This window comes from Nocardia coubleae NBRC 108252, assembly GCF_001612805.1.
Taxonomy (GTDB): Bacteria; Actinomycetota; Actinomycetes; order Mycobacteriales; family Mycobacteriaceae; genus Nocardia; species Nocardia coubleae.
Window position 1 is genome coordinate 574,753 of the sequence record NZ_BDBD01000004.1, and the last position, 22,618, is coordinate 597,370.

At 67.9% G+C, this 22,618-nt stretch carries 21 protein-coding genes and 1 pseudogene; 8 read left to right on the forward strand and 14 right to left on the reverse strand.

Annotated elements, in window-relative coordinates:
• Positions 1-6: 6 nt before the first annotated feature.
• The 5 genes from NCO8_RS04435 to mqo all read right to left on the reverse strand — a co-directional run bounded on the left by NCO8_RS04435 (position 7) and on the right by mqo (position 7,047).
• Complete coding sequence (locus NCO8_RS04435) at positions 7-1,698, reverse strand: cobyrinic acid a,c-diamide synthase CobB (RefSeq protein WP_067636464.1); 1,692 nt, start codon at positions 1,696-1,698, stop codon at positions 7-9.
• A gap of 247 nt (positions 1,699-1,945) precedes the next feature.
• A complete protein-coding gene (gene cobO, locus NCO8_RS04440) occupies positions 1,946-2,560 on the reverse strand; it encodes a cob(I)yrinic acid a,c-diamide adenosyltransferase (protein ID WP_067636466.1) in 615 nt (204 codons plus the stop codon).
• 149 nt (positions 2,561-2,709) lie between these two features.
• A complete protein-coding gene (locus NCO8_RS04445; RefSeq protein WP_067636468.1) occupies positions 2,710-4,845 on the reverse strand; it encodes a magnesium chelatase subunit D family protein in 2,136 nt (711 codons plus the stop codon).
• A gap of 231 nt (positions 4,846-5,076) precedes the next feature.
• Complete coding sequence (locus NCO8_RS04450) at positions 5,077-5,508, reverse strand: GNAT family N-acetyltransferase (RefSeq protein WP_067636470.1); 432 nt, start codon at positions 5,506-5,508, stop codon at positions 5,077-5,079.
• A 6-nt stretch (positions 5,509-5,514) separates the two neighbouring features.
• Positions 5,515-7,047, reverse strand: coding sequence for a malate dehydrogenase (quinone) (mqo, locus tag NCO8_RS04455; protein ID WP_174550290.1), 1,533 nt, complete (start codon positions 7,045-7,047; stop codon positions 5,515-5,517).
• A gap of 232 nt (positions 7,048-7,279) precedes the next feature.
• On the opposite strand from mqo, the gene NCO8_RS04460 reads away from it, so the two are divergent.
• Positions 7,280-8,311: an alpha/beta hydrolase gene (locus tag NCO8_RS04460; protein WP_084456508.1), complete on the forward strand. Its 1,032-nt coding sequence runs from the start codon at positions 7,280-7,282 to the stop codon at positions 8,309-8,311.
• Between the two features lie 7 nt (positions 8,312-8,318).
• On the opposite strand, the gene NCO8_RS04465 is transcribed toward NCO8_RS04460, so the two are convergent.
• The gene (locus tag NCO8_RS04465; protein ID WP_067636472.1) at positions 8,319-8,882 is read right to left on the reverse strand and encodes a hypothetical protein; all 564 of its coding nucleotides are present in this window, start codon (positions 8,880-8,882) and stop codon (positions 8,319-8,321) included.
• Positions 8,883-9,130: 248 nt separating this feature from the next.
• Between NCO8_RS04465 and NCO8_RS04470 the strand changes: the two genes are divergently transcribed.
• Complete coding sequence (locus NCO8_RS04470; protein ID WP_067636474.1) at positions 9,131-9,574, forward strand: hypothetical protein; 444 nt, start codon at positions 9,131-9,133, stop codon at positions 9,572-9,574.
• A gap of 6 nt (positions 9,575-9,580) precedes the next feature.
• Here NCO8_RS04470 and NCO8_RS32315 read toward each other — a convergent pair whose 3' ends face one another.
• Genes NCO8_RS32315 through NCO8_RS04485 form a run of 3 tightly spaced genes read right to left on the reverse strand, consistent with a single transcriptional unit; the run spans position 9,581 to position 14,467 of the window.
• Positions 9,581-11,296: a cobyric acid synthase gene (locus tag NCO8_RS32315; RefSeq protein WP_067636740.1), complete on the reverse strand. Its 1,716-nt coding sequence runs from the start codon at positions 11,294-11,296 to the stop codon at positions 9,581-9,583.
• A gap of 8 nt (positions 11,297-11,304) precedes the next feature.
• On the reverse strand, positions 11,305-12,168 hold the full coding sequence (map, locus tag NCO8_RS04480; RefSeq protein WP_067496356.1) for a type I methionyl aminopeptidase: 864 nt from the start codon (positions 12,166-12,168) through the stop codon (positions 11,305-11,307).
• A gap of 13 nt (positions 12,169-12,181) precedes the next feature.
• A complete protein-coding gene (locus NCO8_RS04485; protein WP_067636476.1) occupies positions 12,182-14,467 on the reverse strand; it encodes an FdhF/YdeP family oxidoreductase in 2,286 nt (761 codons plus the stop codon).
• 81 nt (positions 14,468-14,548) lie between these two features.
• On the opposite strand from NCO8_RS04485, the gene NCO8_RS04490 reads away from it, so the two are divergent.
• Complete coding sequence (locus NCO8_RS04490) at positions 14,549-15,559, forward strand: LLM class flavin-dependent oxidoreductase (RefSeq protein ID WP_067636477.1); 1,011 nt, start codon at positions 14,549-14,551, stop codon at positions 15,557-15,559.
• Position 15,560: 1 nt separating this feature from the next.
• Here NCO8_RS04490 and NCO8_RS04495 read toward each other — a convergent pair whose 3' ends face one another.
• Complete coding sequence (locus tag NCO8_RS04495) at positions 15,561-16,160, reverse strand: DUF4126 domain-containing protein (RefSeq protein WP_067636479.1); 600 nt, start codon at positions 16,158-16,160, stop codon at positions 15,561-15,563.
• An 89-nt stretch (positions 16,161-16,249) separates the two neighbouring features.
• On the reverse strand, positions 16,250-16,630 hold the full coding sequence (locus NCO8_RS04500; protein WP_067636481.1) for a winged helix-turn-helix transcriptional regulator: 381 nt from the start codon (positions 16,628-16,630) through the stop codon (positions 16,250-16,252).
• 78 nt (positions 16,631-16,708) lie between these two features.
• Here NCO8_RS04500 and NCO8_RS04505 point away from each other — a divergent pair, with 78 nt between their 5' ends.
• On the forward strand, positions 16,709-17,119 hold the full coding sequence (locus tag NCO8_RS04505) for a RidA family protein (protein WP_067636483.1): 411 nt from the start codon (positions 16,709-16,711) through the stop codon (positions 17,117-17,119).
• 146 nt (positions 17,120-17,265) lie between these two features.
• On the opposite strand, the gene NCO8_RS04510 is transcribed toward NCO8_RS04505, so the two are convergent.
• Positions 17,266-18,219, reverse strand: coding sequence for a hypothetical protein (locus NCO8_RS04510; RefSeq protein WP_157104764.1), 954 nt, complete (start codon positions 18,217-18,219; stop codon positions 17,266-17,268).
• On the opposite strand from NCO8_RS04510, the pseudogene NCO8_RS32975 reads away from it, so the two are divergent.
• The 4 genes and pseudogenes from NCO8_RS32975 to NCO8_RS04525 form a co-directional block, all read left to right on the forward strand.
• Positions 18,184-18,396, forward strand: a pseudogene (locus tag NCO8_RS32975) (helix-turn-helix domain-containing protein); the annotation flags it as partial. The gene NCO8_RS04510 and the pseudogene NCO8_RS32975 sit on opposite strands and share 36 nt — an antisense overlap.
• Before the next feature lie 33 nt (positions 18,397-18,429).
• On the forward strand, positions 18,430-19,029 hold the full coding sequence (locus tag NCO8_RS04515; RefSeq protein ID WP_439951668.1) for an MmyB family transcriptional regulator: 600 nt from the start codon (positions 18,430-18,432) through the stop codon (positions 19,027-19,029).
• A 100-nt stretch (positions 19,030-19,129) separates the two neighbouring features.
• Positions 19,130-19,897 (forward strand): class I SAM-dependent methyltransferase, encoded by a 768-nt coding sequence (locus NCO8_RS04520; protein WP_067636487.1) that lies wholly within the window; start codon positions 19,130-19,132, stop codon positions 19,895-19,897.
• A gap of 120 nt (positions 19,898-20,017) precedes the next feature.
• Positions 20,018-20,782 carry a glucose 1-dehydrogenase gene (locus tag NCO8_RS04525; RefSeq protein WP_067636489.1) on the forward strand — a complete coding sequence of 255 codons (765 nt, stop codon included), beginning with the start codon at positions 20,018-20,020 and terminating at the stop codon, positions 20,780-20,782.
• A 37-nt stretch (positions 20,783-20,819) separates the two neighbouring features.
• Here the strand turns inward: NCO8_RS04525 and NCO8_RS04530 are convergent, their stop codons facing one another.
• Positions 20,820-21,617 (reverse strand): ABC transporter permease, encoded by a 798-nt coding sequence (locus NCO8_RS04530; protein ID WP_067636492.1) that lies wholly within the window; start codon positions 21,615-21,617, stop codon positions 20,820-20,822.
• A gap of 2 nt (positions 21,618-21,619) precedes the next feature.
• The gene (locus NCO8_RS04535) at positions 21,620-22,513 is read right to left on the reverse strand and encodes a 2-aminoethylphosphonate ABC transporter permease subunit (RefSeq protein WP_067636494.1); all 894 of its coding nucleotides are present in this window, start codon (positions 22,511-22,513) and stop codon (positions 21,620-21,622) included.
• Positions 22,514-22,618: the final 105 nt, after the last annotated feature.

Sequence of the window (22,618 nt, forward strand, 5' to 3'; positions counted from 1 at the left end):
GACCCGTCATCGGGATTCGAATGCCGTTGCGGCGTCGACGAATCGGCGGATGGCGTCAGGATTACCGGCAGGGTGGGTGTGCAGGTAGGAGGCATGGACCTGGCCCACCACCGCACCTTCGGAGACGGACTGTGTTGTGCGCCAACCCCATGCGGCGTTCGCCGTGCCCGCCTTGGTCAGGCGGGTGCGGTGGAATTCGTGGCCGCGTACTCGGGCGCCCGCCTGCCACAGCACGGAGTCGTGCAGGGCGACGGCGTCGCGGTAGCCGAGGGTGAGGCGGGGGCCGAATTCGGCGTCGGCGTCGATCACGCCTGCCATGGGATGTCCGTCGAGGGAGCGGGTGAGGTAGAGCAGTCCGGCGCATTCCGCGTGGATCGGGAGGCCGTGGGTGGCGCCGTCGGCGATCGCGCTGCGTAGGCGTACGTTCGCCGAGAGTTGCGCGGCATGCTCCTCGGGAAACCCACCTGGAAGCACCAAACCGGCTGTGTCCTCGGGCAATTCGTCGGTCAGTGGATCGAAGACCACGACCTGCGCGCCCGCTGCCAGGAGCAGCTCCCGGTGCTCGGCGTAGCCGAAGGTGAAGGCAGCGCCGCCGGCCATCGCGATCACCGGCCCCCCGATCCGGGTGCGGCGGTCGCCGGCGGTCGCGTCCGTGATCGTGGTGGTCCGCCCGGTTCGAGCAGGCGGCGCAGGTTCGACCGGCCTATCCGCGGCGTGCGCGGACTGGGCCATCCCTGCTGTAACTCCGAGTTCGGTCGACGATGGCAAAGCTCGGCCGGACAGAGTGGTTGCGGCCTGCGCGTTCGGGTCGGTCGGCAGTGGGGATCGCTCGGACAACATCGCCGGGGCGGGACCGTGTGGAGTTCGCGCGGTAGAGGGCGACCCGCCGAGCTCGCCGGACGACTGCTCTCGATCGGGCACGGCTCGATCGTCGGCTGCGGCCAGTTCGGCCAGCGGATCCCAGGCGGGGCCCTGCACCGATCCACCGGCCAGGGCGACGATCGCCGAGAGGTCGACGTGGGCGGCGACCAGGGTGGTCATCGCGTCGACCGCGCGGGTGGCGGCGGTCCCGTGTTCGACGGCGGGGATGAGGCCGAGATGGCGTGAGGGGACTTCCAATTCGGTCATCCGGGGTAGCACGCCGAGGACGGGGATGCGCACGCGGTCACACGCCGAGCGCAGGACCTGTTCGTGGCGTTCGCTGCCGACGCGGTTGAGGATCACTCCACCGAGACGGACCGAGGAGTCGAAGGTGGCGAATCCGTGGAGCAGGGCGGCCAGACTCTGCGAATGCCCGCGCGCGTCGACGACCAGCAAGACCGGTGCGCCGAGCAGGCTCGCCACCTGCGCGGTGGAACCCTCGGCCACCGCTTCCGTCCGGTGCTCGTCGATACGCCCGTCGAACAGGCCCATCACGCCCTCGACCACCGCGATATCGCACCCCTGCGCGCCGTGGCGGTACAGCGGGACCACCCGATCCTCGCCTACCAGAACAGGATCGAGGTTCCGGCCGGGGCGTCCGGCGGCGAGCCCGTGATACCCGGGGTCGATGTAGTCCGGGCCGACCTTGAACGGCGCCACCTGGTGCCCGGCCCGCCGCAACGCGCCGATGAGCCCGGTGGCCAGCGTCGTCTTGCCGCTACCCGACGCCGGGGCCGCGATAACGATCGCCGGCGCGCTCACGGTCGCCGCTCCCATACGACCGTCGTTCCACTCCCCGTTCGCTCCACAACGGCTGCCGAGCCAACGGCCATTCGTTCCCCCACAGCCGCCGGGCCAGCTGCCATTCCATCCACCACAGCCACCGAGCCAGCCACCATTCGATCCACCACAGCCGCCATGCCGCCCGCTGTTCGATCCGCCACGGCTGGCGGCGCGGCGACCAGTCGATCCACCAGCGCTGCCGGGTCGGTCACCATTGGATTCCGCACGGCTGTGGAGCCAGTCACCATTCGATGCCGCGCTGACCCTTGCGGCCCGCGTCCATCGGGTGCTTCACCTTTGTCATCTCGGTGACCAGGTCGGCGGCATCGATGAGCGCCTGCGGTGCGTCGCGTCCGGTGATGACGACGTGCTGGTTACCTGGTCGTTCGGTGAGGGTTTCGACGACCTCGTCGATATCGACCCAGCCCCACTTCAACGGGTAGGTGAACTCGTCGAGCACGTAGAAGCGGTGCTGCTCGGCGGCGAGCCGCCGTGCGATCTCCTGCCAGCCCGCGAGCGCGGCGGCGGCGTGGTCTTCCTCGGTCCCGTGCTTGCGGGTCCACGACCACCCCTCCCCCATCTTGTGCCACTCCACCGCGCCGCCCGCGCCGGTCTCCTCGTGCAGGGTGCCGAGGGTCCGAAACGCCGCTTCCTCGCCGACCTTCCACTTCGCGCTCTTCACGAACTGGAACACGGCAACGTCGAACCCCTGATTCCAGGCCCGCAACGCCATCCCGAACGCCGCCGTCGACTTTCCCTTGCCCGGCCCGGTGTGCACGGCGAGCACGGGTTGATTACGCCGCTGCCGCGTGGTCAGCCCGTCCGCGGGGACGACCTCGGGAACACCCTTGGGCACAGCAACTCCTCTTCTCGACCCGCTCACGCGGGTCAATTCACGGCCTCGAACAGCACGGCCACCGGACCGACCGCACAGCGCCGACTCGGGATCATTTCTATCAGGACGGGCCGTCATGCCCGCCCCGCACAGGTACGGCTCGGGCAGGGCTAGGCGGCGCGGGCCGACCCGCGCACGACGTCCGCGACGGTTTCGCCGGTGAGTTCGTCCAGGCGCAGATAGCGGGCTTGCAGGTCGCGGGCCAGTTCGGCGGCCAAGCCCAGGCGGATCATGCCGCGTTCGCAGTCGATGACCATCGCGGTGTGGCCTTCGCCTGCGATCAAGCGGGCGGCGGTGCGGGCGCGCGGGAGGGGTGCTGTGCCGCCGGTCGCGCGGCCGTCGGTGAGCAACACCAGCATCGGCCGGCGGCGAGGATCACGGACGTGTTCGCGGGCGATCACCTCGCGGGCCTTCAGCAAACCGGCCGCCAGCGGTGTCTTCCCGCCGGTGCGCAGACCGGCCAGGCGGCGCACGGCGATGTCGACCGAGGAGGTCGGCGGCAGGACCAGCTCGGCCTCGCTGCCGCGCACGCTGATCACCGCCACCTTGTCGCGGCGCTGGTAGGCGTCGCGCAGCAGGGTGACGACGGCGCCGGTGACGGCGGTGAGCCGGTCGCGGGCGGCCATCGAACCGGAGGTGTCGACGACGAAGACGACCAGATTGCCTTCGCGCCCTTCGCGATACGCGCCACGCAGGTCTTCGATTGCCAGTGCGAGCGGTCCGGCGAACCGGCCGCGCTCGACCTGTTTCGGTGCGGCGGCGAAGACGGTGCCGAGCAGGTGCAGGCCGGTGGAGGTGTCGGTGTGGGGGCGAACCATGCGACCGGTGCGGGTCTGGGCACGGGAGCGGCGGCCGGGGGCGCCTTCACCGATGCCGGGGACTTCCCAGCGGGGGGCAGGCTTGGAAGTGGAACCGGGTGTGCCGGAAAGGCTTTCGGCGGTCGGCCGAGAACCTTTGTCGTCGGAGCCATTGCTGTTCGAACCGGCATCGTTGGGGCGGTTGCCATTCGGGCCACCGCCGGGCCCACCGTCCGGACCGCTGTCGTTCGGGCCGCTCGGCCCGCCGTCCGGGCCGTCGTCATCCGGCCCGTCGCTGTCGTCGGGACCGCCCTCGCGCGGGTCGTTGTCACTCCCTAGCCGATCCTCGGAACCGTCGCCGACGGGGCCGCCCGGATCGGCATCCGACTCGCCACTCGCACGACCATCGTCGGCCTGCTCGCCGCTGCTGCCGTCCGCGTTCTCCCCGTCGAGCGCCTGGTCATCGGCCGACCAGTCGAATTCGTCGTCGTCGGAAGCGTGTTCGACCTCATCGGCCGCCGCCCGCATCGCCTCGTCGAGCTGTTCCTCACTGATCCCCGGCTCGTCGAACGGATCGCGTCGCCGCCGATGCGGCAGGGCCAGCTCGGCGGCGATCCGCACATCGTCCTCGGTGACCCGATCCCGGCCTCGCCAGGCCGCGTGCGCGGTCGCGGTCCGGGCGACGACCAGATCCGCCCGCATCCCATCGACATCGAAGGCCGCACACAACGCCGCGATCCGGCGCAGCTCGGCATTGTCGAGCACGACATCGGGCAACCGGTCACGTGCGGTCAGAATGCGTTCGGCGACAATCTGATCCGCGTCGGCGTAGCGGGCGGCGAAGGCGGCGGGGTCGGCTTCGTAGTCGAGGCGGCGGCGCACGACGGCCATCCGGGTCGACACGTCACGCGAGGCCGCCACGTCGACGGTGAGGCCGAACCGGTCGAGCAACTGCGGACGAAGTTCTCCCTCTTCGGGATTCATGGTGCCGACGAGCACGAACCGCGCCGGATGCGAATGCGACACCCCGTCGCGTTCCACGTGCACGCGGCCCATGGCGGCGGCATCGAGCAGCACGTCGACCAGGTGGTCGTGCAGCAGGTTCACTTCGTCGACGTAGAGCACGCCGTGGTGGGCCGCGGCCAGCAGGCCGGGACGGAACGCCTGCTCCCCGTCGCGCAGCACCCGCTCGAGATCCAGCGAACCGACCACCCGGTCCTCGGTGGCGCCGACCGGCAACTCGACCAGCCGGGCCGGTCGCGCACCGGTCTCGTCGACCACCGGCGGCAGCAACTGCGCCAGCGCGCGCACCACGGTCGACTTCGCGGTGCCCTTCTCGCCACGCACCAGCACCCCGCCGATTCCCGGGTGCACCGCCGACAAGATCAACGCCAGCTGCAACCGCTCCTGCCCTACCACAGCGGAGAACGGGAACCCCGCCTCACCCACTCCCCGCGCAGCGGTGTGCGGACCAGCGGCAACATCAGCAAAACCAGGCACGCCCCCACTGTATGCGCGGCCCGTTCGCCCCCGATCCCCGGGCATCACTGCCCGACGAGCGGCACCCGGTGTGCGGCCCGCGGCGATCGCATCCAGCGGCGCCCCGCCATAGTGGCGCGCGTCCCTCGACAGACCGGAAGGCATGGCAGACGCAGGGGTCGGAGATGGATACCCGAGGGATCAGCCGCGACGCATCGGGACGTGCATGATGCCGTCGTCGTCGTATTCCGGTCCGTCGACGGTGAAGCCGAACTTGGCGTACATGTCGACCAGATGTGATTGGGCATCCAATCGCACTGTCGCCGAACCGGTTTCGGCCAGCGCGGCCTGCATCAGCCGGGTCGTGTAGCCACGCTTGCGAGCATCCGCCGCGACGCAAACGCGGCCGATGCGGAACCCGTCCGGTTCCTCGAGCAGGCGCAGCGTCGCGGCGATCTCGCCGTCGTCATCGATCCACAGATGCCGCGTGCCGGGAAGCAGGTCGCGCCCGTCCAGTTCGGGGTAGGCGCATTCCTGCTCCACGACGAATACGTCGACGCGCAATGTCAGCAGCCGGTACAGGGTGGCGGAGTCGAGGTCCGCCGCCCACGACCGTTTCAGCACGACCGGCACGGCGGGCTATCGCACCTGGGCGAAGCCGAGCGCGTCTTCCTGGGTGGTGGCGCTGACCTCGTCGAGCTTGAGCGTCTTGTTGGTCCAGTCCCACACTTCCTGGAACAGGGCCTGGTTCTCCGACAGCTTCTGGCCGAGCGAGGGGATCATCTGCTGCAGCTGCGGGGTCCAGTCGGCGTATTCACGCGGGAAGCAACGCTGCATCACATCGAGCATCGCGGTGACACAGGTCGACGCGCCGGGCGAGGCACCGAGCAGACCGGCGATGCTGCCGTCCTGGGCGGAGATGACCGCGGTGCCGAACTCGAGCACGCCACCGGCACCCTTGCGCCGGATCACCTGCACGCGCTGACCGGCAGTGATGAGCTCCCAGTCGCGGCCGTCGGCCCGCGGCAGGAACTCCTCGAGCACACCGACCTTGCCGTTCTGCGACTTCAGCAGCTCGCTGATCAGGTACTTGGTGAGACCCATCTCGGTGAGGCCGACGCCGACGAGCGAACCGATGTTGTTCGGCTTGATCGACTTGAACAGGTCGGCGTTGGAGCCGTCCTTGAGGAACTTGGGGGTCCAGCCGGCGTAGGGACCGAACAGCAGGCCCTTCTTGCCGTTGATGACGCGAGTGTCCAAGTGCGGCACCGACATCGGCGGCGCGCCGACGGCGGCCTTGCCGTACACCTTGGCCTCGTGCGCGGCGATCAGGTCGGGGTTGGTCGAGCGCAGGAACTGACCGCTGATCGGGAACCCGCCGAAGCCCTTGGCCTCCTTGATGCCCGACTTCTGCAACAGCGGCAGCGCGCCACCACCGGCGCCGACGAACACGAACTTCGCGTTGATCGTGCGCGACCGGTAGGTGCGCAGGTTGCGCACGGTGACGTTCCAGGAGCCGTCGGACTGCTTGTCGAGGTCGCGGACCTCGGTGCCGAAGGCGATCTCGCCGCCGGAGTAGCCGACGTAGGCCAGCAGCTGCTTGGTGAGCGCGCCGAAGTCGATATCGGTGCCGCCGTCGGTCCAGTTCAGCGCGATGGGGTCGGAGAAGTCACGGCCCTTGGCCATCAGCGGCAGGCGCTTGGCGAACTCGTCGGGGCTGTCGATGAACTCCATCCCGCGGAACAGCGGGTGCGGCGCCAGCGCCTCGTAGCGCTTACGCAGGTACTCGACGTTGTCGGCACCGTGCACGAAGCTGACGTGCGGGATGGGGTTGATGAAGCGCGACGGGTCACCGAGGACGCCCGCGTCGACCGCGGAGGCCCAGAACTGCCGCGAGACCTGGAAGCGTTCGTTGATGTCGATCGCCTTGCTGACATCGACCGAGCCGTCGGCGTTCTGCGGGCTGTAGTTCAGCTCGCACAGCGCCGAGTGACCGGTACCCGCGTTGTTCCACGGGTCGCTGCTCTCGGCGGCGGCGGCGTCGAGCCGTTCGAACACCGAAACCGTCCAGTCCGGCTGCAGCTGCCGCAGCAGCGCGCCCAGCGTGGCACTCATGATGCCTGCGCCGATGAGAACTACATCGGTCTTTTCAATCTTCGCAGCGTTCGGCACGGGTAGATCGACTTCCTTGTCCTTCTCAGCTAACCACCGGCGGGTGAGTTCGCTTGGCGCGGGCGCTTGGCAGTGTTGATGCGACTCGCAGTGAATCGCCGGGGGTAGGTTACCCGTCGTTCACCTGAACTCAATTGTGCACCTCAGCAGATCGCCTCACTGCACCCGACCTGCCGAATGTGATGTAAACCAACCCTGCACGTCGTCGTGACCCCGCGATAGATTGGCGGGTGTGACGAACGAAACGCAAGGGATCGCCGACCGGACCGACGAGCAGTGGCAGGCCGACATCCTCGGCACGGCGTACCAGCAGCGAACCCTGCCGCTCGGTACCGACCCTGACGGCGAGGGCGAGATCGTCGCCACCCTGGTTCGCTACCTGCCCGACGCCACCGCCCCGGCACACGAGCCGACAGTGCTCTACGTGCACGGCTTCACCGACTACTTCTTCCAGGAGCACCTGGCCGAGCATTTCGCCGCACGCGGGCACCGCTTCTACGCGCTCGACCTGCGTAAATGCGGACGCTCGCGGCGCGAAGGGCAGAGCGCGCACTACGTCAGCGACCTGGCGCTCTACGACGCGGAACTCAGCGAGGCGCTGCGGATCGCCCGCGAGGAGACCGGCAACGACGTGCTGGTCATGGCGCATTCGACCGGTGGCCTCATCGTGCCGCTGTGGCTCGACCGGCTCGAAGCCTCCGGTGGCAGCGCGGCGGCGGGTGTGGCCGGTGTGGTGCTCAACAGCCCCTGGTTCGACCTGCAGGGGCCGTCGTACTACCGCACCGTCGGCACGCCCATCATCAACGCCGTCGGCCGGTTCCGGGCGTTCGCGCAGATCCCGGGCATGGGGGTGAGCACCGCCTACGGCGACAGCCTGCACCACACCCGCTCGGGTGAATGGGACTACAACCTGGACTGGAAGCCGTTGACCGGCGAACCGGTGCGTCTGGGCTGGTTGCGGGCGATCCGGCAGGGCCAGGCGCGGCTACAGCAGGGGCTCACCATCGGGGTGCCCGCGCTGATCCTGCGTTCGCGGGTCACCAAGTTCGCGCGACAGCACAGTGCCGCCGTCGATGTGGCCGATGCCGTGCTCGACGTCAAGCAGATCCAGCGCTGGGCCGGCTGCCTGGGCGAACGCACCACCATCGTGCCCATCGACGGCGCCCGCCACGACGTGTTCCTGTCTTCGGAGGCCGTCCGCGCCGTCGCCTTCGCCGAGACCGACAGCTGGCTCGACTGGCTCGCCGCCTATCGCAAGTCCTGATCCCGGTTCACCAGAGGCTGGTGCGCAGGACGATCTCGGTGGCGAGTTCGTGGCCTGCTTCGGTGGCGATGTTGTCGACTTCCAAAGGGACGACACGGAATTCGCCGTAGACGAAGCGGCCGGAGGCGTCGGCGGTGGAGCGCGGGAGGCCCTTGGTGACCATCATCGTCACCGGGAGTTCGAGGGGCGGACAGGCCGGGTCGGGGATCGTGCCGTCGGCTCCCGGTACGGCGGGGTGGCCGTGGTCGGCGACGACGAGACTCATGAACCGGCCGAAGCGGCCCGCGCACACCCGCCACGCGAGCGCCGCCCCCGCACCGCGTCCGGCCACGTTCACATAGGGCAGTTCGAGTTCGTCGAGAATGGCGTGCACCCCCGCCGGCTCGAGGCCTTCGACGGATTCCACGACGACGGTCTGCAGATCGGATTCGTGCAGCCGCGCGCACACCTTGTCGAATACGTCAGCAGGGTCGTCCGCATCAGGAAGCAGCAGCACATTGTGCCGCGAGGAGGGCCCGTCGACCCGCACTGTCCAGGCCTGGTCACCGACCGTGATCTGCCGAGATTTCATGCCGGTTTACGGTACACGCCCACCCTGAACACCACCTGTCGTTCGGCCCCGGCGCTCCGACCGTCCGATGCCCGTGTACTGGGCTTTCACTGCCGGGAACCGCCGAATTGCCAAACCTGTCACAAGAGGAGCGCCCTTCCGGTGAGGACGAGAGCGGTCCCACACCCGCGCGGCCTCGCGACCTGAGGCACAGCCGTGCCACTCGCCATAGGATGGCCATCGAGTTCTAGCGACATCATGGGGGGCATGTGAAAAGGATCATTCAGGCTGTGCTGTGCGCGGTCGGCGCCGTCGTCTTCGGAGCAGGGGCGCTGACGGGGGTCGCCTATCTTTTCAACGCCACCGCCTACCTCGCCGGCTTCGGTGAAAAGGTCACCGTCCGAATCGAGGAAAGCTCCACCTCGGGGATGAGCAGCGGCCACGCGGGCATCGGAACGATCATCGAGGACGGGCGCACAGTCCGCCTCTTCGACGTCACCGCGGGCGAAACAGTCGACGCCCGAACGGTTCTCATCGACATCGGCAAAGACACCCAGGCCTACACCACGCCCGCCACCGCCGCCAAGGACTACATCTGGATCTTCGGCGTCGTCGTACTCGGCGCCCCGGCCCTCGTGTTCGGCTTCGCCGCGTACGTGCTCAGCCGTGGCCGACCGAAACCGGGCAGCACCACCGCCGAGTCCACGGCGTGAACGCTTCTACTCACCGGGTACGTCGAGGATTCCCGTTCGGATGATCGGGAGGTCGTTCGCGCCGCGCGCTATCAGTTCTTCCAGGGCGGGGATGTCGACATGCTTCTCGATCAGGTCGGCGAGTAGGTCGAGCTGGGCTTCCCGCACGGCGGCGACGGACGTATCGGGGGCGACGGTGAAGCCGGTACGTCCCGCTCGAGTGGCGACTTCGCTCAACCAGGCGCGGCGGAACTCGTCGGACTCGAGCACGCCGTGCACGTGTGTGCCCCAGATAGCTTCTCGTGCACTGCCTTCCGGAGCACCGCCGATGGTGAGCCAAGCGGGATCGCCGGTACGCCGCACCCGGCCGTGGTGGATTTCATAGCCGTGGACAGGGATGCCTACGGCAGTCCCGGCTACCTGCTGTGCGATCTTCGGCTCTGCGAACTCGATGTCCAAGTCGAACAGCCCGAGGCCGTCGCCCACCCATGGACTCCCGGACGGAATCCCCTCGCCTGCGGGCGTACCTCCCGGGGCGGCGTCGAACTCGGCCGCACCCACCGAAGCCACACCGCGCTCGGACACACCCGCCGAAGCCGAGTCACGCCCGGGCAAGCCTGTCGAGGCGGCGCTGCGCTCGGGAACAGCAGCCGTGAGCGACGGGAGGCGTTCTCCGCGCGCGTATTCCACCCCGTCGACGATGCGACGGCCGAGCATTTGGTAGCCGCCGCAGATTCCGAGGATGGGACGTCCGGTGGCGGCACGTGTGCGCAGTGCCGCGTCGATTCCCTTGTCTCGCAACCACTCCAGGTCGGAGACGGTGGATTTGGAACCGGGGACCACCACGAGGTCGGCGTTGGTCAATTGGTGGGGGCTGTCGGCCCAGTGGACCGAGACGCCGGGTTCGCAGGCCAGGGCTTCGATGTCGGTGGAGTTGGAGATGCGGGGCAGGCGGATGGCGGCGACGGTGAGCCAGTCGGTGCCGTAGGGCGGGGCGGGGCGGCCCACGGGGGTGCCCGCGATGGTGCCGAGGGAGTCTTCGGCGTCGAGCCAGAGGTCCTCGGCGAAGGGCAGGACGCCGAGGGTGGGGCGGCCGGTGAGGGCGGTGAGCTGGTCGAGGCCGGGCTGGAGCAGGGTCACATCGCCGCGGAACTTGTTGACGAGGAACCCCGCAACGAGTTGCTGGTCTTCGGGTTCCAGGACGGCGACGGTGCCGAACAGGTGGGCGAGCACTCCACCCCGGTCGATATCGCCGACGACGAGAACCGGAAGGTCCGCCGCACGCGCCAGACCCATGTTCGCCAGATCGGTGGCGCGCAGGTTGATCTCGGCTGGCGACCCGGCGCCCTCACAGATCACCACATCGAATTCGGCACGCAGCGAGGCGAGTTCGTCCGCAACCACTTCACGCAACTGCTGACGACGCGTGAAATAGTCTCGCGCACCGACGGTTCCGATCGCCTTCCCTCGCACCACCAATTGGGAACGGCGATCACTGCCGGGTTTCAACAGCACCGGGTTGAACCGCACGCTCGGCTCGAGCCCACACGCACGCGCCTGCAGAGCCTGGGCGCGCCCGATCTCCCCACCGTCGAGCGTGACGACGGAATTGTTCGACATGTTCTGCGCCTTGAACGGCGCGACCCGCACGCCGCGCCGCGCCAGCATCCGGCAGATCCCCGCCACCACAACGCTTTTGCCCGCGTCGGAGGTGGTCCCGGCGATCAGCAGTGCCCCGCGCAGCACACCGCTCACGGCAGGGTCAGGATTTCCGCGCCCGTCTCGGTGACCACCAAGGTGTGCTCGAACTGCGCGGTCCACTTGCGGTCCTTGGTGACCACGGTCCAGCCGTCGTCCCAGATGTCGTAGTCGATGCCGCCGAGGTTGATCATCGGCTCGATGGTGAAGGTCATGCCCGGTTCGATGACCGAGTCGATGTCGGGCTGGTCGTAATGCAGGATCACCAGGCCGCTGTGGAAGGTGGGGCCGACGCCGTGACCGGTGAAGTCGCGGACAACGCCGTAGCCGAAGCGGTTGGCGTAGGCCTCGATGACGCGGCCGATGACATTGAGCGCACGGCCCGGCTTGACCGCCTTGATGGCCCGGTTGGTCGCCTCCTCGGTGCGCTCGACCAGCAGGCGCACCTCCTCGTCGACATCGCCGGCGAGGTAGGTCTTGTTGGTGTCGCCGTGCACGCCGTGGATGTAGGCGGTGACGTCGATATTGACGATGTCACCGTCCTCGATCACGGTGGAGTCGGGGATGCCGTGGCAGATCACCTCGTTGAGCGAGGTGCAGCACGACTTGGGGAAACCCTTGTAGCCCAGCGTCGAGGGGTAGGCGCCGTGGTCGCACATGTATTCGTGGGCGATGCGGTCGAGTTCGTCGGTGGTGACGCCGGGCGCCACCGCCTTGCCCGCCTCCTCGAGTGCCTGGGCGGCGATCTTGCCCGCGATACGCATCTTCTCGATGGTCTCGGCCGTCTGCACCCAGGGCTCTTTGCCCTCGTTGACCGTCGGTTTCCACACGTATTCGGGGCGCTCGATGGAACGCGGGACGTCCCGGATCGGCGACTGGGTGCCGGGGACGAGTGGCTGACGGGTGCGCACGGACATACCGGAAGTGTACTTAGCCGACGTCGGCATCGGTCGTGACGGGTTCGAGGCGGACGACGATCCCCTTCGAGGTCGGGGTGTTGCTGATGTCGGCGACGCTGTCGAGGGGGACCAGGACGTTGGTCTCCGGGTAGTAGGCCGCCGCCGAGCCCCGACTCGCGGGGTAGGCGACGACGACGAACTTCAAGGCGCGGCGTTCGCTGCCGTCGTGCCACACGCTGACGATGTCGACGGTGTCTCCGTCGGCCAGGCCCCGTTCGGCGAGGTCGTCGGGGTTGACCAGCACCACCCGGCGCGCGTGGTGGATGCCGCGATAGCGGTCGTCGCTGCCGTAGGGAATGGTGTTCCACTGGTCGTGGGACCGCAGTGATTGCAACACAAGGTAACCCGGCGGCACGTCGAGCGCGGTCACCTCGTTGCAGGTGAACCGCGCTTTGCCGGTGGCGGTTCGGAAGACGCCCTCGTTGACCGGATTGACCAACCGCAGCCCACCCGGCTGCGCCACCCGCTCGTTGAAGTTCTCGAAACCGGGCACGACCCGGGAGATGCGGTCGCGGATGGTCCCGTAGTCGGCGACGAACTCCTCCCACGGAATCGACGAGGTTCCCAGCGTGCGGCGCGCGAGCCGGGAGATGATGGCCACCTCGCTGAGCAGGTGTGGTGAGGCCGGGTCGAGGCGCCCGCGCGAGGCGTGCACTTCACTCATCGAGTCCTCGACGGTGACGAATTGTTCGCCGCCTGCCTGGATGTCGCGGTCGCTGCGGCCGAGTGTCGGCAGGATCAGCGCGGTTTCACCGCACACCGTGTGCGACCGGTTGAGCTTGGTGGAGATCTGCACCGTGAGCGCACAGCGGCGCAATGCCGCCTCGGTGACCTCGCTGTCGGGGGTGGCGCGCACGAAATTGCCTGCGACACCGACGAATACCTTCGCCTTGCCGTCGCGCATGGCGCGGATGGCGTCGACCGAATCCAGGCCGTGCGCGGCGGGCGGAGTGAACGCGAACTCCTTTTCCAGCGCGTCGAGGAACGCCTGCGGCGGCCGCTCCCAGATGCCCATCGTGCGGTCGCCCTGCACATTGCTGTGCCCACGCACCGGGCACACTCCCGCACCGGGGCGGCCGATATTGCCGCGCAGCAGCAGGAAATCGACGATCTCGCGGATGGTCGGCACGCCGTGTTTGTGCTGGGTGAGACCCATCGCCCAGCACACGATGATCTTCTTGCTCGCCAGCACCCGCCGGTGCACCTGCTCGATCTCCTCGCGCGTGAGCCCGGTGGCGGCGAGCGCGGTGTCCCAGCTGATCGCGCGGGCCTGCTCAGCGAATTCGTCGAAACCACTGGTGTTCTCGGCGATGAAGTCGTGGTCGAGCACGGTGCCGGGAGCGGCGTCCTCGGCGTCGAGCAGCAGCCGGTTCAGCATGCGGAACAGGGCGAGGTCGCCACCGGGGCGGATCTTGAGGAACTGGTCGGCGATGGCGGTGCCGCGACCGAGCACGCCCCGCGGCTTCTGCGGATTCTTGAACCGGATGAGCCCGGCCTCGGGCAGCGGGTTGACCGCGATGATGGTGCCGCCGTTGCGTTTGGTCTGCTCCAGCGCCGAGAGCATGCGCGGATGGTTGGTGCCGGGGTTCTGGCCGACGACGAAGATCAGGTCGGCCTGGTAGATGTCGTCCAGCGACACGCTGCCCTTGCCGATACCGAGGGTTTCGGTGAGCGCCGACCCGCTGGATTCGTGGCACATGTTCGAGCAGTCGGGCAGGTTGTTGGTGCCGTAGGCGCGCACGAACAGTTGCAGCAGGAACGCTGCCTCGTTGCTGAGTCTGCCCGAGGTGTAGAACACGGCTTCGTCCGGCGAGTCGAGGCCGCGCAGAGTGGTGGCGACAAGGTCGAGGGCGTCGTCCCAGCCGATGGGTTCGTAGTGGGTGGCGCCGGGTCGTTTGACCATCGGTTCGGTGAGGCGGCCCTGCTGGTTGAGCCAGTAGTCCGACATCGTGTCGAGTTCGGCGACCGGATGCTCGCGGAAGAAATCGGCGGTGACGCGACGCGTGGTCGACTCGTCGGCGATGTGGCGTGCGCCGTTCTCGCAGTACTCGTTGGTGGTCCGATGCTTCGGCTCCGGCCACGCGCAACCAGGACAGTCGAAACCATCGGTCTGATTGATGTTCAGCAAGGTGAGCGCGGTGCGCGGCAGCGTGCTCTGCGACAGGGAGTACTTCAGCGCGTTGACCACGGCGGGAACACCGACCGCCCACTGCTTCGGTGGCGTGACCGTCAGGTCGTCGGCGGGGTCCTCGATCATGAGGCCAGCATAACGGGAATGATATCGGACCACGGTCCGTTTAGACTGGGGAACAGAACGCGACCTGGAAACGAGGTTCACATGGAACTGGGGCTCACCACCTTCGCCGAGCGGTACCCCACGGGCGATCGGCCCGCGCCGACGGCGGCCGAGCGGCTGCGTCAGGTGGTCGACGAGGCCGTGACCACCGAGGCCGCCGGTCTTGATGTGTACGGCGTCGGCGAGCATCATCGCCAGGATTTCGCTGCCTCCGCACCCGCCGTCGTCCTGGCCGCGGCCGCGGCCCGCACCGAACGGATCCAGCTGACCAGCGCGGTGACCGTGCTCAGCTCCGACGATCCGGTGCGCGTGTATCAGGACTTCGCGACCCTGGACGGCCTGTCGAACGGGCGGGCCGAATTGATGGCCGGGCGTGGGTCTTTCACCGAGTCGTTCCCGCTGTTCGGTTACGACCTGGGCGACTACGACGCGCTCTTCGAGGAGAAACTCGGCCTGCTGCTTCGGCTGCGTGAGGAGGAGCCGGTCACCTGGTCCGGCCGGTTCCGCGCACCGCTGCACGAGGCCACCGTCTACCCGCGCACCGACGACCGGCCGCTGCCGGTGTGGATCGCGGTCGGCGGCAGCCCCGAATCGGTGATCCGCGCCGGACTGCTCGGCCTGCCGCTGGCGATCGCCATCATCGGCGGGCAGCCCGCGCGGTTCAAGCCGCTGGTGGAGCTGTATCACCGGGCGCTGGCCGAAGGTGGGCACGAGAAGCAGCCGGTCGCGGTGCACGCGCACGGGTACATCGCCGACACCGACGAGCAGGCGGTCGCCGATTTCTACGAGCCGTACGCGATGGCGATGTCGGTGATCGGACGCGAGCGTGGTTGGGGTCCGATGACGCGCCAGCAGTTCGACGCCCTGCGTTCCCAGAGTGGGTCGTTGTTCGTCGGCACCCCCGACTACGTGGCCGCCAAGATCGCCGACGTCCGCGACACTCTCGGCCTGGATCGGTTCATGCTGCACACCAGCGTGGGCACTCTGCCGCCGGAGAAGGTGCTGCACACCATCGATCTGCTCGGATCCAAGGTGGCGCCGCAGGTGCGGTGATCTACTCGAGTGCGTCGACCGCCCGCGTCTCGCGCCGTTCTCTTCTTCGGCGCAGGTAGCGGCGGATCCGGCCGGCGCACAGGTAAACGACCCACAACCCGATCGCCAGCAGGATCGCGGCGATGACGGCCGCCAGGACGGGGAAGAACACCGCGAGCGTGATGATGCCGCCGACGCTCAAGTCCTCGGCGGTACTCATCGCGATATTGGTGACCGGTTCCGGTGAGGTGTTGATGGCCATCCGGGTACCGGCTTTGACGATGTGACTGGCCAGCGCGGTCGTGCCGCCCACGGCGGCGGCGAACAACGTCGGCAGCGAATCGTCTTGTCCGGCAATCAGAGCCGACACCACCGCACCGGAGGCCGGGCGCACGACCGTGTGCACCGCATCCCAGAAGGAATCCAGGTACGGGATCTTGTCGGCGACAGCTTCGATGAGGAACAACACGCCTGCCGCGACGAGCACATCGGTGCGCTCCAAGCCCGCGGGCACGTCGTCGGTCCAGCCGATCCGCCCGAACAGGCCGAGCAGGAACACCACCGCGTACGCATTGATGCCACTGGCCCAGCCAGCGGTGAAGATCAGAGGCAGCACCGACACGTGGCCAGCCTAAGCCCGGGCACCGACACAGACCCGCAGGCGACGACGTTGCGGTCGCGTCCTCCCCGATAAGCCAAGGCCCACCGGATTCACCTCGCACCCAGTTCTGCTTCCTCACGCTCGTCATAGGCATCGCGGGCGCGGTGGATCGCGGGCATCTGTTCGGCCGCCCAGGCGAGCAGGACGTCGACCGGATGGCGCAGGGTTTTGCCGAGCGGGGTGATCCGGTACTCGACCGCGACCGGACGGGTGCCGACCACGTGCCGTTCGATCACCCCGTTGCGCTCCAGTCTGCGCAGCGTCGCGGTGAGCGACTTCTGCGTCACCGCGGGGATGGCGCGACGCAGTTCGTTGAACCGGGACGGTCGCTCACAGAGTTCGTTGAGGACGCTGAGCGACCATTTGTCGAGCACCTGATCCAGTAGCTCGCGGTGCGCGGCGTCGATGCGGAGCTCGTCGGCGGTATCCATGCTGAAACCTGGTTTCGTTGAAGTGTCCTTTGTGCACTAGGTAGCTTAGCGATACTTACAACGAACGGAGCAAGAACCATGACTGTCGAGCACTTCTCCCCCGCCGGAATGCTGCAGCCCGCGCCCTACCACCACGTGGCGGTGGGCACCGGATCGCGGCACGTGCACGTCAGCGGGCAGGTCGCCCGTCTCGCCGACGGAACGCCCGTCGCACCGGGCGACCTCGCCGGACAGGTCGCCCAAGCCCTCCGCAATACCGCCGTCGGCCTGACCGGAGCAGGCGCCACCTTCGCCGACGTACTCCGCCTGACCTTCTACGTCACGGGCTGGACCCCCGACCAGGCAGGCGCCTTCATGTCCGGCGTGGAATCGGTGGCCGCGGAAATAGGCCTGCCGAACCCGATGCCGCCCGCCTCACTCATCGGCGTGGACGCCCTGTTCGAAGCGGACATGATGGTGGAACTCGAGGCAACGGCAATCGTCGATTGACCCCTGTCGAGCATGCCGCACCGCATCGACCCGCGAAGTCACGGTCGATGCGGCGCACTCCGCGACCTCCGCGCCCCGGGTAACTAACGTTGGTGTCATGGCCGGTGCGGCATCAATTCGGCGGTGGAGTCGGGTTACGCGGGCGATCAGTGGGAGAACGTCAGGCCGTCCGGTATAGGTGTCCAGGTGCGTCCGTCGGTGGACTGCATCTTCGCGTCGACATCGATCAGATGGTTCCCCTCACCACCACCAACAGTGAGTATCCGCCCGGCCCCATCGAGCGACATCTCATGCCCGACGTCGTACAGCTCACCCGAATACGCGGTGAGACCGAGCTCGAAGTCGCGGTCACCGAGGTACAGCGGTTCCACGCGGATTGCCTCGTCCCGCCCCGCCTTTCGGACATGCCATTCGAGGTTCCCCTTGTACAGCCACGCCAGTACTCCACGCCGGTGCCATACGATTGCGTCGGGCACGAAATCTTCATCGTGGTCACGGCTGCTGAGCCCCCACTCGAAGGCGACAAGCTCCCACCGCTGGTGCGCATCCAGTTGCAGCACCATGACAAATCCCTGTCTGCTGCCGAGGGAACCGTAATCGTCGTAGGGCTGCCCGGTATTCAGGGCAAGCACGAGCTGGTCGTTACCGAGGAACTCGGCGTAGGTCCACCTATCGAACCAATCGACGTCGGGAACAACTGCTCGCGTGGTTCCGGTGTGCAGCACACCGTCGGTGAATCGCCAGCTGTTGTCCAGCGATTCGGCGTCGATGCCGTCGGTGCGCTTCTCGTGACCCGTTGTCCTCAAACGCTTTTCACCTTCTCGAACCGCCGATCCGCTGCCGTCATTGCGGCATGGTTCCGGCTGTGCGGGCCATGCTACGCGCGCACCGCGATCACGAACGGGACCAATCCGCCGCTGCCTGCGCCACCCGAAGAGCCCATTCCGCGTGGCGCTCGGACCGACCACGACCTCGGCACCACCGACGTGGTGGGAAGGCGCACGCCTGCGGTCCAACCTTTGCTCGGTCAGCGCGACACGGGCGCAGGTGACTACGTTGGAGTGATGATCGGTGCGGGATCGGTTCGGCGGCGTGAGCAATTGCGCGAGTTTCTGCGGGCTCGGCGGGAGCGGATATCTCCCGGTGAGGTGGGGTTGCCCGAGGGTGGGCGGCGGCGGACGCCGGGGTTGCGGCGCGAGGAGGTCGCAATGCTGGCGGGGGTCGGGGTGTCTTGGTATACGTGGCTCGAGCAAGGACGTGACATTTCGGTCTCGGGTGATGTTCTGGATGCCGTCGCGGGGGTCCTGCGAATGAACGAGTCCGAACGCGCGCACCTGTATTTGCTCGCCGGACTCAACCCGCCGCCCGCGAATGGATCGGGGACGGAGGTGACCGCGGAAATCCGGGCGCTTCTCGACGGGTGGGAGCGTGGGCCCGCCGTGGTGCGCGACCGCTACTGGAACATCTTGGCGTTCAACACTCTTGCCGGTCGGATCTTCGGCTGCGACGACGGGGAACCACACAACTGCCTCGTCACCTTCTTCACCAGTCCCCGCTATCGTGGTCTGCCCGAGATCTGGGCCGCTGCGGCGCCGGGTGTTGTCGCGGCCTACCGTGCCGACGCGGCGCTCGCCCCGCACGACGACGAATTCGACCGTGTGGCAAAAGAACTCGTGGCATCGTCACCCGAATTCGCCCAACTGTGGGACCGGCACGAGGTGGGTGTCCCAGCGCAAGCTGTCAACGCCCTACTCCACCCCGAAGCCGGCGAACTGTTCTTCGACGCGACAACCCTCACCGTCGCCGACAACCCCAATTGGTCCGTGGTCCTCTACAACCCGAGACCAGGCACAGCCACCCACGCCCGCCTGTCCACCCTCCCCCACCTCCACCTCACCGAATCCGCCTGAGCCAGACCAGCGGTGACGTCGCCTGTGGCATCGACCACTCACGTGGCCGGGGGTCGCCGAAGCACCTTGACGTTCAGGTCGACGGTCCTAGCGTCTGAGGATGGACTACACGCTGCCCAACCACTGGAGTCTTGCGGAGGAACGTCTGAGCTTGCTCGGCGCGGCGTACGACCCAGGGAGTATCGCGCTGGCGCAACAGCTCGGCGTGTCTGCCGGCTGGCGTTGCCTCGAGGCCGGAGCTGGTGGTGGGTCTTTCGCACGCTGGCTGTGCACCGTCGCGCTGCCCGGTGGCCGAGTACTGGCGGTGGACGCCGATCCGCGTCATCTCACCGACTTGCCGGGCCTCGGTGGTGAAACCGTCCGGATGGACCTCGTCACCGATCCTCTCCCCGCAGGCGCCTTCGATTTCGTCCATACCCGGTTCGTGCTGCTCCACATCGCCGAAAGACAAGTCGTAGTGGAGAAATTGGCTCGGGCATTGGCACCGGGCGGGGTGCTCGTGCTCGAGGAAGGTGATGGGCTCGGTGTGCTCGGTGAGATGCCGGGAGCATTCGGGGAAGTCTGGCGGGCCTTCGCTCGGTCCACCGAAGCCGCGGGTGCCAGCCAATCGTGGGCGCGCACCCTGCCCACTCGGTTGGCGGCGCTCGGGCTCGTCGATATCCGGGCAGACGCTGATATCCCGTTCTTTCGCGGTGGTTCACCGATGGCGCGCATGTGGAGCCTCACCTGGGCGCAGGCGCACGAAGCTCTGGTAGTCCACGGAGTCTCACGCGAGACGATCGCGGTGGCGCAGCGAGAATTGGAAGACGAACAGCGGTGGCTGTACGCACCGCCCACTGTGCGGGTCTGTGCCCGCGCTCCCCGCTAGAACGGGGTGGACGCTGGTCTGGGGCTGAGCATCCGAAGTTCTGCGCTGTCAGGGTGGTGGTGGCACACCCCTGATAAACGCGCACTGTTTGTCTGTTCGGCGGAGGCGCAAGGTGAGTGCATGACGCACAACGGGTTTCGGTTCGACGGGAAGATCGCTCTGGTTACCGGGGGTGGCAGTGGGATGGGGCTGGCTGCTGCGCGGCGGTTGATCGCGGAGGGTGGGCGGGTTGTGGTGACCGGCCGGGACAAGGGGCGGCTGGATGCGGCGGTCGAGGTGTTGGGTGATCGGGCGGTCGGGATCGCTGGGGATATGGCTGATCTCGGCGATCTCGATGCTGTGATGGGGACGATCTCCGAGCGGTTCGGGCGGCTCGATGTGGTGTTCGCCAATGCGGGGATCGGGTCGTTCCAGTCGATCGATCAGGTGAGCGACCAGCTGTTCGGGCAGGTGATCGACAGCAATTTCAAGGGGGCGTTCTTCACGATTCAGAAGGCGCTTCCGGTGCTGGTCGACCAGGGTTCCGTCGTCATCAACGCGTCGTTCGGCCTGCACCGGGGTGTGCCGGGTGCGGCGTTGTATTCGGCGAGCAAGGCGGCGGTGCACAATCTGACGCGCACGCTCGCGGCGGAGTTGGCGCCACGCCGTATTCGGGTCAATTCGGTGAGCCCGGGCTACATCGACACACCGGCCTTCCGCGCCGAACTCTCCGAGTCGGCACAGGCGGGGGTCGCGGCCCTCTCCCCCGCCGGCCGCGTCGGCACCGTGGACGACATCGCCGCCGCCGTCGCTTTCCTGGCCTCCGCCGAGGCCTCCTACATCAACGGTCACGACCTGCGCATCGACGGCGGCCTCACAGCGGTGGATGCCGCCGCACTGCTCTAGCTTCGGAGCGACCGAGGCCGTGCCGTGGCCGCACCGCTCAGCGGACGGCGGCGCGGCCGCGCAACCGGCCGAGGACGACCAGTACCGCGAGGGTCACCGTGACGAGGATCGTTGTCGCGGCGGCGGCGTCGAAGACCTCTCCTCGGTCGGTTTGGGCGAAGATGCTGACCGGCAGGGTTTTCCAGGTGGCGGGGTACACCATGATCGTGGCGCCGAGCTCACCCATGGACAGGGCGATCGAGAGGCCCGCTGCGGCGCCGAGGGCGGGGAGCAGGAGGGGGAGGGTGATCTGGGTCAGGACGCGGACCGGGCCTGCACCGAGGGATTCGGCGGCTTGGCGGTAGGCGGGGTCGAGGCGGTCGAGGGCGGCGGAGATGGCGCTGAAGGCGTAGGCGAGGACCAGGACGGTGTGGGCCAGGATGACGATCCACTTGGTGCCGCCCAGCAGCAGCGGACGTTCGTTGAAGGCGATGAGGACGCCGAGGCCGATGGCCACCGAGGGCACCGCGACCGGCAGGTGGAAGACGGCGTCGGTGAGGCGACGCAACCAGGTGGGCGCTTCGCGGGCCGCGAGGGCGGCCCAGGTGCCGACGATCAGGGCGATCGCGCCCGAGATCAGCGCGGTCTGCAGGCTCACCGACAGGCTCGCGGCCTGTTCACCGCTCACAGCGCTGCCGAGGTTGGCGAAACCGAGGTCCGACGGGAGCGGGCCGGTCCAGGTGCCCGCGAGCGCGGCGAGAACGACCGTCGCGATCGGGGCGACGAAGACCACCGTCACTACGAGCCCGAAGATGGTGAGTACCAACAGTTTCCCGCGCGAAGTCCAGACGAGCACGATCAGTCCTCCTTCGGACGGGCGATGAACCGGGCGAACACGAGCCGGTAGGTGACGTACAGGGTGAGTGACAGCACCACCTGCACGGTGGCGAGGACGGCGGCGCCGGGCAGGTCGAAGGTGACGATGCCGCGCGTGTAGATCAACGCGGGCAGCGTGATGACACCCTTGGCGCCGGTGAACAGCACGATGCCGAACTCGTTGAGCGTCAGCAGCAACACGAGGCTGCCGCCTGCCGCCAGCGCGGGCCACGCTTCGGGCAGCACCACCTGGCGCAGCACCCGCCACGGCGAGGCGCCGAGACTGGCCGCCACATCGAGCTGTTCGCGCGGCAGTTGCGCGAACGCGGCGAGTACGGGTCGCACCACGAACGGGGTGAAGAAGGTGATCTCGGCGAGGATCACGCCCAGTGGCGTGGTGAGGAAATCGATCACCGGTGTTGTCGCCCCGGTCAATTCGGTGATCACCGCGTTCACCGCCCCCGCCGTGCCGTAGAGGAAGGTGAAGGCCAGGGTGATGAGGAACGACGGCAGCGTGAGGATGGTGTCGATGAGTCGGCCGACCACCCCCGAACCGGCAAACGGCACGAACGCGAGCACGATCGCCAGGAACGTGCCGAGCACCAGGCAGCCGAGCGTCGAGCACACGGCGATGGAGATGGTGCGCCACAACGCATCCCGGAACGCCGCCGAGCCGAGGACCGTCGACCACACCTCGGTGCCGCGTCCGGTCGGCGTGCGCGTCGACTCGGTGAGAACTCGCAGAATCGGATAACCGGCGACACCGAGCACAATGAGTACGGGCGGCAACGTCCAGAGGACAGGCGCCCACGAGCGCCGCGCACCAGCGGATTTCGGCTTCACAACCGCAGGCGGATCGAGGACTGGCGCACTCATCGTCGCACCTCGCCATCGCAGGACGGACCGAACTCACGAAGCACGCTCGCCACCTCCACCGGCCGAGTCCGAGCTCCCGAGACCTCGAGACTCGATATCGGTGCC

Coding starts and splice junctions, on each gene's coding strand:
- NCO8_RS04435 (WP_067636464.1), bottom strand. CDS start 1,698: ATGGGAGCGGCGACCGTGAGCGCGCCGGCGATCGTTATCGCGGCCCCG.
- NCO8_RS04465 (WP_067636472.1), bottom strand. CDS start 8,882: ATGAAATCTCGGCAGATCACGGTCGGTGACCAGGCCTGGACAGTGCGG.
- map (WP_067496356.1), bottom strand. CDS start 12,168: ATGTCCGTGCGCACCCGTCAGCCACTCGTCCCCGGCACCCAGTCGCCG.
- NCO8_RS04485 (WP_067636476.1), bottom strand. CDS start 14,467: ATGATCGAGGACCCCGCCGACGACCTGACGGTCACGCCACCGAAGCAG.
- NCO8_RS04490 (WP_067636477.1), top strand. CDS start 14,549: ATGGAACTGGGGCTCACCACCTTCGCCGAGCGGTACCCCACGGGCGAT.
- NCO8_RS04500 (WP_067636481.1), bottom strand. CDS start 16,630: ATGGATACCGCCGACGAGCTCCGCATCGACGCCGCGCACCGCGAGCTA.
- NCO8_RS04505 (WP_067636483.1), top strand. CDS start 16,709: ATGACTGTCGAGCACTTCTCCCCCGCCGGAATGCTGCAGCCCGCGCCC.
- NCO8_RS04515 (WP_439951668.1), top strand. CDS start 18,430: ATGAACGAGTCCGAACGCGCGCACCTGTATTTGCTCGCCGGACTCAAC.
- NCO8_RS04520 (WP_067636487.1), top strand. CDS start 19,130: ATGGACTACACGCTGCCCAACCACTGGAGTCTTGCGGAGGAACGTCTG.
- NCO8_RS04525 (WP_067636489.1), top strand. CDS start 20,018: ATGACGCACAACGGGTTTCGGTTCGACGGGAAGATCGCTCTGGTTACC.
- NCO8_RS04535 (WP_067636494.1), bottom strand. CDS start 22,513: ATGAGTGCGCCAGTCCTCGATCCGCCTGCGGTTGTGAAGCCGAAATCC.